General features: G+C 59.3%; 13 protein-coding genes. 4 read left to right on the forward strand and 9 right to left on the reverse strand.

Going from position 1 to position 12,127, the window contains the following annotated elements; genetic code table 11:
- Positions 1–4 precede the first annotated feature (4 nt).
- Positions 5–1,105: an efflux RND transporter periplasmic adaptor subunit gene (locus tag CJF39_RS05045; RefSeq protein WP_094992442.1), complete on the reverse strand. Its 1,101-nt coding sequence runs from the start codon at positions 1,103–1,105 to the stop codon at positions 5–7.
- Positions 1,106–1,195: 90 nt separating this feature from the next.
- On the opposite strand from CJF39_RS05045, the gene CJF39_RS05050 reads away from it, so the two are divergent.
- Positions 1,196–1,834 carry a TetR/AcrR family transcriptional regulator gene (locus tag CJF39_RS05050; RefSeq protein ID WP_094992443.1) on the forward strand — a complete coding sequence of 213 codons (639 nt, stop codon included), beginning with the start codon at positions 1,196–1,198 and terminating at the stop codon, positions 1,832–1,834.
- 51 nt (positions 1,835–1,885) lie between these two features.
- Here the strand turns inward: CJF39_RS05050 and CJF39_RS05055 are convergent, their stop codons facing one another.
- Entirely contained in the window at positions 1,886–2,668 is a 783-nt protein-coding gene (locus CJF39_RS05055) for a class I SAM-dependent methyltransferase (RefSeq protein ID WP_094992444.1), read from the reverse strand.
- Positions 2,669–2,761: 93 nt separating this feature from the next.
- Between CJF39_RS05055 and CJF39_RS05060 the strand changes: the two genes are divergently transcribed.
- Complete coding sequence (locus CJF39_RS05060; protein ID WP_094992445.1) at positions 2,762–3,382, forward strand: energy transducer TonB; 621 nt, start codon at positions 2,762–2,764, stop codon at positions 3,380–3,382.
- On the opposite strand, the gene CJF39_RS05065 is transcribed toward CJF39_RS05060, so the two are convergent.
- The 5 genes from CJF39_RS05065 to ppc form a co-directional block, all read right to left on the reverse strand.
- The gene (locus tag CJF39_RS05065; protein ID WP_094992446.1) at positions 3,379–4,248 is read right to left on the reverse strand and encodes a DUF72 domain-containing protein; all 870 of its coding nucleotides are present in this window, start codon (positions 4,246–4,248) and stop codon (positions 3,379–3,381) included. The genes CJF39_RS05060 and CJF39_RS05065 overlap by 4 nt on opposite strands.
- 3 nt (positions 4,249–4,251) lie before the next feature.
- Entirely contained in the window at positions 4,252–4,548 is a 297-nt protein-coding gene (locus CJF39_RS05070; protein WP_094992447.1) for a hypothetical protein, read from the reverse strand.
- Positions 4,549–4,760: 212 nt separating this feature from the next.
- Positions 4,761–5,438, reverse strand: coding sequence for a tRNA (adenosine(37)-N6)-threonylcarbamoyltransferase complex dimerization subunit type 1 TsaB (gene tsaB / locus CJF39_RS05075; RefSeq protein WP_094992448.1), 678 nt, complete (start codon positions 5,436–5,438; stop codon positions 4,761–4,763).
- Between the two features lie 92 nt (positions 5,439–5,530).
- Complete coding sequence (adk, locus tag CJF39_RS05080; RefSeq protein WP_094992449.1) at positions 5,531–6,178, reverse strand: adenylate kinase; 648 nt, start codon at positions 6,176–6,178, stop codon at positions 5,531–5,533.
- A 287-nt stretch (positions 6,179–6,465) separates the two neighbouring features.
- The gene (ppc, locus tag CJF39_RS05085; protein ID WP_094992450.1) at positions 6,466–9,096 is read right to left on the reverse strand and encodes a phosphoenolpyruvate carboxylase; all 2,631 of its coding nucleotides are present in this window, start codon (positions 9,094–9,096) and stop codon (positions 6,466–6,468) included.
- A 416-nt stretch (positions 9,097–9,512) separates the two neighbouring features.
- Here ppc and CJF39_RS05090 point away from each other — a divergent pair, with 416 nt between their 5' ends.
- Positions 9,513–9,926, forward strand: coding sequence for a DUF4398 domain-containing protein (locus CJF39_RS05090; protein ID WP_094992451.1), 414 nt, complete (start codon positions 9,513–9,515; stop codon positions 9,924–9,926).
- Positions 9,927–9,989: 63 nt separating this feature from the next.
- Positions 9,990–10,769 carry an OmpA family protein gene (locus CJF39_RS05095; RefSeq protein WP_094992452.1) on the forward strand — a complete coding sequence of 260 codons (780 nt, stop codon included), beginning with the start codon at positions 9,990–9,992 and terminating at the stop codon, positions 10,767–10,769.
- Between the two features lie 79 nt (positions 10,770–10,848).
- On the opposite strand, the gene CJF39_RS05100 is transcribed toward CJF39_RS05095, so the two are convergent.
- Together CJF39_RS05100 and CJF39_RS05105 are read right to left on the reverse strand one after the other, a co-directional pair.
- A complete protein-coding gene (locus tag CJF39_RS05100; protein WP_094992453.1) occupies positions 10,849–11,175 on the reverse strand; it encodes a hypothetical protein in 327 nt (108 codons plus the stop codon).
- A gap of 15 nt (positions 11,176–11,190) precedes the next feature.
- On the reverse strand, positions 11,191–12,102 hold the full coding sequence (locus CJF39_RS05105; RefSeq protein ID WP_170942641.1) for an alpha/beta hydrolase: 912 nt from the start codon (positions 12,100–12,102) through the stop codon (positions 11,191–11,193).
- Positions 12,103–12,127 lie beyond the last annotated feature (25 nt).

The raw sequence follows: 12,127 nt of genomic DNA on the forward strand, positions 1-12,127 counted from the left end.
GCGATTACTCCTTCGCCGCGATGTTGATCGTTCGGTTGGACCGATCAACAGGCCGTATCTCCTGCCCGTCGTGCAACACATGGACACCCGCCGCCACCACCCAATCTTCGGGCGACAGTCCTTCCAGTACCGGCACGCTGCTCTCGCCATACGCTCCGACCCGCACGGCCACGTGCTGCAAGGTGTTGCCCTGGCCGACACGCCAGACGTAGGTTGCGCCGTTTTCCGCGCTGAGGGCTGAAAGCGGCACGGATAGCGCGTTCACGCCATCCTGCGCAATGAACACCCGCGCACTCTGCCCCAGTTCGGCAGGCACAGTGCCCGCCGTGAACGCTATGCGCGCGGCAAAGGTGCGCGATTGGGGATCAGCCGAGGGCGACAGTTCGCGAATCCGCCCGCTAAAGCGCTGACCGGGTTGCGACCACAGCTCAACCGACACCGGCAGTCCGGTCTTGAATCGGCCGAAAGCCTGCTCCGGCAGGCTGATCAACACGTCACGCTCTCCGTCGGCGGCCAACGTGAAAACGGTCTGTCCTGCTGATACGACTTGTCCGACTTCAACCTGGCGCCGCGCAATCACGCCGTCTTGCGGGGCGCGCAGTACGGCGTAGCTGGCCTGATTACTGGCCACGTCCTGTTCCGCCTTCAGTTGCTGAAGCTTGGCTTCGCCCGCACGGTAGAGATTTTCAGCGTTATCAAACTGCGAGCGGCTGACCATCTGCCGCTCCAACAGGGTTTTGTAGCGGTCGCGCTCCGAACGCACCAGATTCAGGTTGGCTTGCGCGGCCGCCACCTGAGCGCGGGTGGCATCGAGCTGCAGGCGGACGTCTTGGGGGTCCAGCTCGGCCAGCGGTTGATTGGCCTTGACCCGCTCGCCCTCATCGACCAACCGTTTAGTGACCTTGCCAGGAATGCGAAAGGCCAGCTGCGGGTCAAACCGGGCACGGACTTCGCCCGGATAACTGTGGGTGGCCAGTGCCGAAGGCTGGGGTTGCACCACGATTGCGGGACTGATGTTCACCTGAACAGGCTCCTCATGCCCGCACGCGGCTAACAACAACACCAAACAGACAGGCACAGCGCGGGGCAAGGCATGACGCAACATGGAGACGACCTTTCGCTTATGGGGCTTGGAATATTTATACTGGCCGGCATGTTATTAATACCAAACTCACCAGTCCAGTAATAAACGGAAATGTCTGATCATCCTTTAATGCCCAATGCCCCCGGGCGCCCCAAAGACATGGCAAAACGCCATTCCATCCTTGAGGCGGCCAAATCTCTGTTCTTGAGCAAAGGGTTTGCCAGCACCAGCATGGACGCTGTAGCCAATCTGGCTGGCGTCTCGAAACTGACCGTCTATAGCCACTTCACCGATAAAGAAAAGTTGTTCTCGGCCGCGATCATGGCCACGTGCTCAGAGCAGTTGCCCGATTTGTTTTTTGAGTTGCCCGCTGGCGTACCGGTTGACGCTGTGTTGTTAAACATTGCGCGAGGGTTTTACACGCTGATCAACAGTGAGGAGTCACTCAACCTGCATCGTTTGATGATGACGTTGGGCAGCCAGGACCCGAAGCTGTCGCAGATTTTCTTCGAAGCCGGACCAGAGCGGATCGTGCTGGAGATGGGACGACTGCTCAACCATATACACCAGACCGGCGCGTTGCACATCGACAAGCCTGAGGCGGCAGCGGAACACTTTTTTTGCCTGATAAAAGGCGGGCCTAACTTCCGCCTGTTGTATGGCTACGGCGAACCATTAACCACCGATGAGGCGCACACCCACGTGCAGGATGTCGTGGACCTGTTCATGCGCGCCTACCGACCGGTTTGAAAGGGCTGAGCTCCCCCCATCCGCACAGGGAGACTCGCACCTTGCATCGCGTTAGGGTTTCAACGCTTTCTTCGGATAAATATCGTAACGGCTCGATTTTCCGTCCAGCGCGTGGCTGGGTTTTGGCCCGGCAATGCACGGCGCTTTGCGCGGGCGCTTGACCACCACGCGGTGAGTGGCCAGTGCCAACGCGGCCTCAAGCAGGGCGGGCGCATCGTTGTCGTCCCCCACCAACGGGCGGAAAAGGCGCATTTCCTTCTTCACTAATGCCGTTTTCTCACGGTGCGGAAACATGGGGTCGAGGTAAATCACCTGCGGCGGTTCGCCTTCCCAACTGCGCATCACCTCAATGGAGTTGCCTTTAAGCAAGGTCATGCGCGACACAATCGGCGCCACCTCAGCGTCATTCAGCCCTCGCGCCAAGCCATCTTCGAGCAAAGCACCAATCAAAGGCTGGCGCTCGATGAGGCTCATTTCGCAGCCAAGGCTGGCCAGGACAAACGCGTCCTTGCCCAACCCTGCCGTGGCGTCCAGCACCCGCGGGCGTACGCCCTGCTGAATGCCCACAGCCTTGGCAATCATTTGCCCGGTGCCCCCCCCAAACAAGCGCCGATGAGCCGCGCCGCCTTCCACGAAATCAACACGCACCGGGCCCGGCGCATCCGGCCCCAACTGCTGCAACTGCAAACCCTGGGCTGAGACTTGCAGGGCGAACTCGGCATCTGTTTGGCCCATCGTCAGGCCGAGGCGCCCGGCCCACTGCTCAGCCAAGGCTTGATATGCCTCGTCCAGTGCCTCGACGATGATGCGACAGCCCGCTGTTTGCTCACTCATTTAAAAACACGCTCAAAAATTTAATGATCGGCAAACGCTGCCGATAAATGAAATATCCGGCATTTTGCCAGACCCGGGCGTCGACCGAGAGCTATGTCAGACATTCATTCCACATCGATAGGCTTTATCGCACCGATTAGCGATTTTGGCCGTCACAATTCGCAAATCACGGGCAGCGTCAATCACCTGTGGAAGGACTTCTACGCCCAGGCATTGGTCGAGCAGTCCGGTACTGACGAATGTTTAGCGCTCGAAACCGAGCCGCTTGAGGTGGAGGAAGACGTCGAACCACGCGGTGGGAGTGACCTGCTGAGCAACATCGTGACGCAGCGCCATTGCGAGGTGAAAGATACCGAATTGCGCCCGCCCGAAGCGCTGTTCTTACCGATCGCCGAATTCGAGCTGGATTTGCTGCCGCCCATTGCCAAGCCGTATCCACCGGATGAGCTGTTTGCCCAACAGCAGCAACAAGACTTCGACAGCCACTGGGTGCGTCCACTGGTGATGGCGGCCGGTCATCCATTGCCTGAGCCGGGCCCGGCCCCCGCGCCGCGTCCGCTGCATCTGCCGATTGCCGAGTTCGAGCTGGACTTGCTGGACAAACCCGCCGAACCGTTCGATGCCATGACGCTGATTGAACAGCAGCGGGCCATGGACTTCGATCTGGCATGGGCACGTCCGCTGATCGTCAACAACCTGCGCCTGGCCGCTTAAAGCAGCCCCAACTGTTCGGTGGTTTGCGGGGCATACAGCGTTGGCAATGCAGGCAAGCCCGGTAAACGTTCGCTTAATTGCGCGTGAAAACGCCGCGCCAGCTCAGGCGCCAGGTGATTGTCTGGCGTATGAAGAAACACATAGGGCGTACGCCCCTCCTCGATCCAGCCCGCCACTTTTTCAATCCACGGCACTAAAAACTCATCGTTGGCGTGCAGTTCAGGCCGGCCAATGAAGCGCACCTGCGGGCATTGGGTAAAGGCTGCCGGCCGGGGTGGCACGCGCGGCTTCTTCGATTGGGCGTGAAGCACTGCAGGATCGGTCGAAGTGCAACTGAACAGCGCACGGGAATCAAGGCAGATGCGCTCCACCCCCCGGTCCATCAACACGCGATTGAGCACCCGTTCAGCGTCACCGCGTTCGAAGAACGCCGGATGACGCACCTCCACCGCCAATGGCCGCTCCAGCGCGTCTATAAAGCTCACCAGCTCGGCAAGACGCTGAGGGCCGAAGCTCGCTGGCAGTTGCAGCCACAGCGGGGCGACACGCGCTCCCAGCGGCTGCATGAGCTGCAAGAAGTCATCCACGGCGGCTTGTTGAGTGCGCAAATCACCGCCATGGCTTATTTCACGTGGAAACTTGGCGGTAAAGCGGAAATGTTCGGGCAAGCTCTGCACCCAGCGCTCGACAGTGCTGGGCTTGGGGTTGGCATAGAACGTGGTGTTGCCCTCGACGGCGTTGAACACGTGGGCGTACAGGCTGAGAAACTCCGTAGAGCGGGCATTCTGCGGGTACAGGCCTTCGCGCCAGGTGTTATCACTCCAGGACGGGCAACCAAGGTAATACGGGAGTAAAGGGTGAGTCATGGCTCAAATGTACAGGTCCAGCCCCAGCACTTCGGTGTCCCACTCAACAAAACCGGCGGTGGTCAGGTAGCTGGTGAGGGCGCTGGCGACTTTTCTGTTCATGACGCGCTGAAAAATCATGTCTTGCTGACGCGCAGGCACTTGGCTGACACGTTCGCCCGAGGACGATCCACGCGAAGGTTGCGGGGCGTTTTCGAAGACGATTTCACTGTCTTCCACCGACTCGTCAACCTGCGCGCTGCCTTTACGCGGCTTGCGCTTGATCGGGTAGGACTGTGAGGAAAAGCCGTCTATTCGCATGGCTGCAAGCTCGGTAGCAATGATGGCAATTTAGCGGCACCGGCCGAACTAAGCAATTGCCCAAGTGAACACTAGACTGCAAAACCCCGAAAAGGTTTAAAACCCGCTATCGATCAGTGTAGATGCTGGCGGACCGGGGCATAGGCCACGCGTGTTTCCAGGAGGTTGGGCGGGTGCGTTGCACCCGAGCGCCATGCAAACAAGGGGGCCGTTCAGGGGCGGGCTTTGGGGGTCGCGACTTTGTCGCGCAGGTACACCGGCTGTGCATCGTCGGCGACGATGGCTTCACCACGGGCCCAGGCAAAACGGGCCAGGGTCAACAGGTCTTCAGCGTGTGGCAACATGCCCGCCTCCATGGCGTATGGCTTGAGGCTCAGGCGGTCGGCGTAGCCCCAACCGGTGCCCGCGCCGAACCAGTCGCCGCTGGCGCCCTCAGGCAAGTGTGCCGCTTCAGGCGCCAGTACCGCTTCAGCCCCCACCAGGCGCATCTCACCCGCGTCTTCGCGGTAGCACCCCCAATACACTTCATCCATACGCGCATCAATCGCGGCCGCTACTTGAGTGGCACCGTGCTCACGGTGGGCGCGCTGTGCCAGCACCGCCAGGTTCGAGATGGGCAATACCGGGCGGTCCAGCGCAAATGCCAGGCCCTGAACCACACCGATGGCAATCCGCACGCCGGTAAACGCGCCCGGCCCACGACCGAACGCAATCGCGTCGACCGCCGACAATTCAACGCCCGCTTCAGCCAGCAAGGTCTGGATCATCGGCAACAGCTTTTGCGCATGCAGGCGCGGGATGACCTCGTAGTGGCTCGTGACCTTGCCATCGTGCAGCAAGGCAACAGAGCAAGCTTCAGTCGCGGTATCCAGGGCCAGCAAGGTGCTCATCGGTGTTCCCGTCAGAATCAAAATTTAAAAAGTGCCGCAGTATAAACAACAACAGCCCGCAAGCGGGCTGTTGTCTCAGAGCAAATCGACGATCAGCTCAGTGCTGCAAGCACCTTGGCGGTGATGGCTTCAACCGAACCCACACCTTCAACGTGGCTGTACTTCGGCTTGCCGTTGGCCGCGGCAAGCTTCTGGTAGAACTCCACCAGCGGCTTGGTCTGAGAGTGGTAAACCGACAGACGATGACGCACGGTTTCTTCGGTATCGTCTTTACGCTGAACCAGATCGTCACCGGTCACGTCGTCTTTGCCTTCCGCTTTAGGCGGGTTGTAGACGATGTGGTACACACGGCCCGAAGCTTCGTGGACACGACGACCAGCAATGCGCTGAACGATTTCTTCGTCTTCTACGGCGATTTCCAGCACATGGTCCAGTTCAACACCGGCTTTGACCAGGGCTTCAGCTTGCGGAATGGTGCGCGGGAAGCCGTCAAACAGGAAACCGTTTTTGCAGTCTTGCTGGCTGATACGCTCTTTCACCAGGTTGATGATCAAGTCGTCGGAGACCAGACCACCGCTGTCCATGACGCTCTTGGCGATCAGGCCCAGCTCGGTACCGGCCTTCACAGCTGCGCGCAGCATGTCGCCTGTGGAGATTTGCGGGATGCCAAATTTTTCAGTGATGAACTTTGCCTGAGTACCTTTACCGGCCCCGGGAGCTCCCAGCAGAATGACGCGCATCGATGTGCTCCTCAAATTTTTTATTTAAATGACAACAGACTCGCCTCTTTGGGCCAATCTCAGAATCGGGTGATGGCCATCAAAATGGCCAAGGGCTGACCAAGATACACAGCAGGCCCGGCCCACACAAGACAGCAAAAGTAGGAAAAATCAGAGGCTGATACGCCCTTGCGACGGGGTGTCACAGGTCGCTACCTAACAATAAAGTGTCGCGCCCCAAACGCAGCAGCAGAAGATCCGGCCTCTGCCGCACACGCTGGGGCACACCAACTGAACCGGCTTTTTTCTTAACCGGTGTTACGCAAGCCCGCTGCAATTCCGGCCACAGTTACCAACAATGCCTGTTCCAGAGGGCTGTCTTGCGCGGCCTCCTGACGTCGCGAACGCGCCAGTAATTCGGCCTGCAACAGATGCAGCGGATCCAGGTAAGTGTTACGCAAGCGTATGAATTCCAAGGTTTCAGGGCTGTGCGCCATGAGTTGCGACTGCCCGGTCAAACCCAATACCACGCCACACGCATGCGACAATAAGTCGCGCAAGTGCGCACCCAACGGCAGCAGTTCAGGGCTCACCAAACGTTCGTCATACAGCCGGGCGATATCCGCATCGGCCTTGGCCAACACCATCTCCAGCATGTCGATGCGGGTGCGAAAAAACGGCCACTGCTCGCGCATCTGTGCTAACTGCTGGCCCTCACCGCGCTCAAGGGCATTGTTGAGCGCCGTTTCCCAACCCAGCCAGGCGGGCAGCATCAGGCGCGTTTGCGTCCAGCCGAAAATCCACGGGATTGCCCGCAAGCTTTCAATTCCGCCCGCACGCCGTTTGGCCGGACGGCTGCCCAATGGCAAACGGCCGAGTTCCTGCTCCGGGGTGGACTGACGAAAATACTCAACGAACTGCGGATTGTCCCTCACCACCGCGCGATAGGCTTTCACCCCGTCGGCGGCCAATTCGTCCATCAGCACACGCCAGCCCGGTTCAGGTAAGGGGGGTGGCAACAAGGTCGCTTCGAGCACGGCGGCCAGGTACAGGTTGAGGTTTTGCTCTGCGATATCAGGCAGACCAAATTTGAAGCGGATCATCTCCCCCTGTTCCGTGGTGCGGAAACGGCCTGCTACCGACCCCGGCGGTTGCGACAAAATCGCCGCATGCGCCGGACCGCCACCACGTCCCACAGTGCCACCACGGCCATGGAACAACAGCAATTCGACGTGTTGATCGCGGCAGATGTTGACCAGCGTTTCTTGCGCCCGATACTGCGCCCAGGCCGCTGCCGTGGTCCCTGCATCCTTGGCCGAATCGGAATAACCAATCATCACTTCTTGCGGCCCCTGCAACCGCGAACGGTAGCCGGGCAATAGCAACAGACGCTCTATGACCGGGCCGGCATTGTCCAGGTCGGCCAACGTTTCGAACAAGGGTACAACCCGCATGGGGTGCTCCAGCCCCGCCTCTTTAAGAAGCAACTGCACCGCCAGCACATCCGAGGCGGCGCCGGCCATCGAGATGACATAAGACCCCAGCGAAGCCCCCGGCGCGGCGGCGACTTCCTTGCACGTGGCCAGCACTTGCGCCGTCTCGGCACCTGGTTTGAAATAGCCCGGCAGCAAAGGCCGACGGTTGGCCAGTTCACGAATCAGGAAGGTCAGGCGCGTGTCTTCATCCCAGTCTTCGTAACGCCCAAGCCCCAGGTAATCGGTAATTTCAGTCATTGCCGAGGCATGTCGCGCCGCGTCCTGACGGACATCCAGGCGCACCAAAAACAACCCGAACGTCACGGCACGCCGCAAGAAATCAAGCAACGGGCCCTGCGCAATCACTCCCATGCCGCAGGCATGCAGCGATTGATAACACAGCTGCAACGGTGCCAGCAGATCACCGTTGTCATGCAATACGCCGTCGGGCGCCGGTTGGTTCACGCTCAACGAACCGTGCGCCCAGTTTCGCGTAATGCGCAGACGCTCACGCAGCTGTTTTAGCACTGCCCGATAGGGTTCGGCACTGTCCCCGGCCGCGGCCAGCAAGTCGGGCGTGGCCTGTTGCATCGATAAGTCGGCGGCCAGTTTATCGAGGTCACGCAAGTACAGATCGGCGGCCATCCAGCGGGCCAGCAACAACACTTCGCGGGTAACACTGGCCGTTACATTCGGGTTGCCATCACGATCCCCACCCATCCACGAGGCAAAACGGATCGGTGCGGCATCCAGCGGTAAATGCTGCCCCGTGGCTGCGTGCAAAGCTTCGCTAGCCTTGCGCATCATGTTCGGCACGGCCTGCCACAGCGAATGCTCAATGACCGCGAACCCCCATTTGGCCTCATCAACCGGTGTAGGGCGGGTGCGGCGGATTTCTTCGGTGTGCCACGCTTCGGCAATCAGCCGTTGCAGGCGCTGCTCAATGTGGGATTTTTCACTGCGGGTCAGGTCGCGATGATCTTGTGCGGCCAGTTGCGCAGCAATCGCATCGTACTTTTGAATCAGCGTGCGGCGCGTCACTTCAGTCGGGTGCGCCGTGAGCACCAGCTCGATTTGCAACGTGCTGACTTGTTGCGCCAGTGATTCAGGGCTGTGCCCTTCGGCCAGCAAGCGTTCGAGCAAGGTAGGCAAGACCAGGGCTTCAAAGGGTTCGGGCTGGCCCTCTTCGCGGCGATGAATGAGCTCGTACTGCTCCGCAATATTGGCCAGGTTCAAAAACTGGTTGAAGGCGCGTGCCACCGGCAGCACTTCTTCATCACTCAAGTCCCCGAGAATCGTGCTCAATTCTTCGCCGGTGGTACCACGGCGGTCGTCCTTGGCGCCCTGACGAATGCGCTCGATCTTGGCGAGAAACGCTTCGCCGTACTGGTCACGGATCGTATTCCCCAACAACTCACCCAACAGGTGAACGTCATCGCGCAAGCGTGCATCAATATCGGTCATCAGCAATTTCTCCAGCGGTATCCGGGGACAGCTCCTGCCTCAAGAGTGCGTCGCAAGCGCCCTCCGTGGCAAGCCGCAAGGCGGATAAAAAGAGTCGCTGGCTGACGCGTTTCAGCACAGTCTGGACGATGGCACTTTAATACCCCCTTGCGCCCGGCAAACCCTTACGGCGCCTCGCGTACGCTCTAAGTCGGGGCTTTTGCCCAAGTGCTCAACCTTGAAAACACCTGACTGAGCAGTCACAAGTTTTTAGGCAATCTGCCACCTTTTTTTTTGAACTATTCAAAAATCGCTTCGGTCACACCCAGTAACCATCACTGCCGGGGCAGGGAAATCAACACTCCGGGTGACATCACAGGCAATCCTGTTTGACGCCACTGACGTGATGGAATTTGAAGTTTTTCAGGAGTTACCTAATGGAGTTGAAGACCATGATGACCCGCACTGTCAAAACCACCTCACCTCGCCTGCGCGGGCTAAAACTGGCTGCGCTGGCAATCGGTACCAGCTTCGTTCTGGCCGGTTGTGCTGGCAATCCACCCTCGGAGCAATACGCAGTGACTCAATCGGCGGTGAATAACGCCGTGAGCGCTGGCGGTACTGAATACGCCCCGGTTGAAATGAAGGCTGCGCAAGACAAGCTCAAGCAAGCCGAGCTGGCCATGCACGACAAGAACTACAAGGACGCCAAGCGTCTGGCTGAACAAGCCGAGTGGGACGCCCGTGTAGCCGAGCGTAAAGCCCAGGCCGCCAAAGCCGAGAAGGCCGCTCAGGATGCTCAGAAAGCCGTTCAGCAACTGCGTCAGGAAGGCATGCGCCCGCTGCAGTAAGTCGCCTGTTTTGACTGCGGCTGACGACACAGCATTCCTCATCGATAGAAAGGACTAAATATTATGCGCAATACCGTACTGATCCCTGCCCTCCTGGCTCTAAGCGTTGGCCTGGCGGCGTGCTCGCACCAGCCAAACGTGAACCTGGAAAATGCCAAGACCAATTTCTCGGCCCTGCAAACCAACCCTGAAGCGACCAAAGTCGCAGCGTTGGAAACCAAAGACGCCAGCGAGTGGCTGGACAAAGCGCAGAAGGCTTACCTGGACAAAGAAGACGAGTCCACGGTTGACCAGTTGGCTTACCTGACCAACCAGCGTGTTGAAGTGGCCAAGCAAACCATCGCGTTGCGCACTGCTGAAAACAAAATCAAAAACGCTGGCTCCGACCGCGCTCAAGCGCTGCTGGATGCCCGTGATGCACAAATCAAGCAACTGCGTGGCCTGAACGCCAAGCAAACCGAGCGCGGTACGCTGGTAACGTTCGGCGACGTACTGTTTGATTTCGATCAGGCAAGCCTGAAGGCCAACAGCCGTGACAGCGTCACCACGCTGGCCAACTACCTGATCAAAAACCCTGACCGCAAAGTGATTGTTGAAGGCTATACCGATAGCAAAGGGTCGGCGGCTTACAACCAGGGCCTGTCCGAACGTCGCGCCAATGCGGTTAAAAACGCACTGGTACGCGCCGGTGTCGAACCTTCGCGCATCGTCGCGCAGGGCTATGGCAAGGAATACCCGGTTGCCGATAACGCTAGCAGCTCTGGCCGTGCCCAGAACCGTCGCGTTGAAGTGACCATCTCCAACGACAACCAGCCAGTCGCGCCGCGTTCGTCGATGCAGTAAGCCTACACGCGTAAACACAAAAGCCCCGCCTGAGTCATCAGGCGGGGCTTTTTGCTGCGTGCGTTAGAGCGCCGCGACGTTACTGCTCCAGTTTCGGGGTTTCCTGGCCCAGGCAGTGGACGGCTTGTTTTTTGTTGTTGACCAGCACGCCGGTCAGGCCTTTTTGCTCGGTGTCGAACAGCACGATGATCCCGTCCACGCACTGGGCAACCTGATTGGCCGGAGTCAGAGAGATTTTGTAATCCTCACCCGGAATCGTCTTGAGCATGGTGAAGTCGTTGAGCAGCAACGCATCTTCCGGTTTGGCGAAATGCAGGTAGCCGTAGTACCACAGGGCGCTTACGGTGCCGATGATGGTGCAAATACCGGTAATGATCAGCGGGATAGCGTTACGTTCTTCACTCATGGTTGGCTCTCTGGTTCAACGTTTTTCGAATTCGGGGGGGGCGGGGTAATTGGGGATTTCACCCAAGCGCCTCACGCCCGTGAAATGTTGCGGGTCTTGCAGGTAGCGCAGCATGACCTCGCGCCAGGTCGGGTCGCCAAAGGTCTGCACATGCCCGCCACGGGTCAGTTGCAACACCTTGGGCGGGGGCGCAGCTTGATACAGCCGGATGCCATTGGAAAGCGGCACAACCGGATCGTCCACGCTGTGGAAGATCAACAAGGGCACACCCTCCAGGTTCGCGATGGCATACAAGGCGCTGTCCGCGTCCGGCACCAGCCAGGACAGCGGCACTTGCAGCGGCCAGGTCAGCCACGACGTGCTCAGGGCAAACAGCCCCACTTCGCGGTAACTGGCGGGCACTCCGTCGAGCACCATGGCGCTGACACGTGCGCGTTGCGCCGGGTGTTCACTCAAGTAATGAACCGCCATCGCCCCGCCAAGGCTCTGTCCCAACACAATCAGCGGCTGGCCGTTGACCGATGGCTCTTTTTGCACCCAGTCAAAGGCCGCGTCGATGTCCTGATACACCTCGGGCAACCGGGGCGAGCCTTGCGACAATCCGTAACCGCGATAGTCGAGCATCAGCACCTGATAGCCCTGTGCAGGCAGCCAGGCTGTGGCGCCCAAGTGATAAGCCAGGTTGCCGCCGTTACCATGCAGGTGCAGCACCGTGCCTTTGAGCGGTACGCCGGGCTTGGCAGGCAGCCACCAGCCGTGGAGCCGTGTGCCATCAGCGGCGGTCAATGTCACATCGCGGTAGTCCAGCCCCGCCACCGTCGGCGTGATCGGCTGGCCAGGTTCCGGATAAAACAGCAGGGAGCTGCATCCGCTGAGTGCCAGCAGCAGCCAGCATGCAGCCAGGGTTTTGATCAAACGAGCCACCATGTGTAAATGCGCCGTCGCTGTCGAG

The organism is Pseudomonas lundensis (assembly GCF_002269125.1).
Classification (GTDB): Bacteria; Pseudomonadota; Gammaproteobacteria; order Pseudomonadales; family Pseudomonadaceae; genus Aquipseudomonas; species Aquipseudomonas lundensis_A.

What these genes read in the sequence shown, in the direction of transcription:
- adk (WP_094992449.1), bottom strand. Translation starts at nt 6,178, where the DNA reads ATGCGCGTCATTCTGCTGGGAGCTCCCGGGGCCGGTAAAGGTACTCAG.
- CJF39_RS05055 (WP_094992444.1), bottom strand. Translation starts at nt 2,668, where the DNA reads ATGAGTGAGCAAACAGCGGGCTGTCGCATCATCGTCGAGGCACTGGAC.
- tsaB (WP_094992448.1), bottom strand. Translation starts at nt 5,438, where the DNA reads ATGAGCACCTTGCTGGCCCTGGATACCGCGACTGAAGCTTGCTCTGTT.
- CJF39_RS05050 (WP_094992443.1), top strand. Translation starts at nt 1,196, where the DNA reads ATGTCTGATCATCCTTTAATGCCCAATGCCCCCGGGCGCCCCAAAGAC.
- CJF39_RS05060 (WP_094992445.1), top strand. Translation starts at nt 2,762, where the DNA reads ATGTCAGACATTCATTCCACATCGATAGGCTTTATCGCACCGATTAGC.
- ppc (WP_094992450.1), bottom strand. Translation starts at nt 9,096, where the DNA reads ATGACCGATATTGATGCACGCTTGCGCGATGACGTTCACCTGTTGGGT.
- CJF39_RS05065 (WP_094992446.1), bottom strand. Translation starts at nt 4,248, where the DNA reads ATGACTCACCCTTTACTCCCGTATTACCTTGGTTGCCCGTCCTGGAGT.
- CJF39_RS05045 (WP_094992442.1), bottom strand. Translation starts at nt 1,105, where the DNA reads ATGTTGCGTCATGCCTTGCCCCGCGCTGTGCCTGTCTGTTTGGTGTTG.
- CJF39_RS05070 (WP_094992447.1), bottom strand. Translation starts at nt 4,548, where the DNA reads ATGCGAATAGACGGCTTTTCCTCACAGTCCTACCCGATCAAGCGCAAG.
- CJF39_RS05095 (WP_094992452.1), top strand. Translation starts at nt 9,990, where the DNA reads ATGCGCAATACCGTACTGATCCCTGCCCTCCTGGCTCTAAGCGTTGGC.
- CJF39_RS05105 (WP_170942641.1), bottom strand. Translation starts at nt 12,102, where the DNA reads ATGGTGGCTCGTTTGATCAAAACCCTGGCTGCATGCTGGCTGCTGCTG.
- CJF39_RS05090 (WP_094992451.1), top strand. Translation starts at nt 9,513, where the DNA reads ATGGAGTTGAAGACCATGATGACCCGCACTGTCAAAACCACCTCACCT.
- CJF39_RS05100 (WP_094992453.1), bottom strand. Translation starts at nt 11,175, where the DNA reads ATGAGTGAAGAACGTAACGCTATCCCGCTGATCATTACCGGTATTTGC.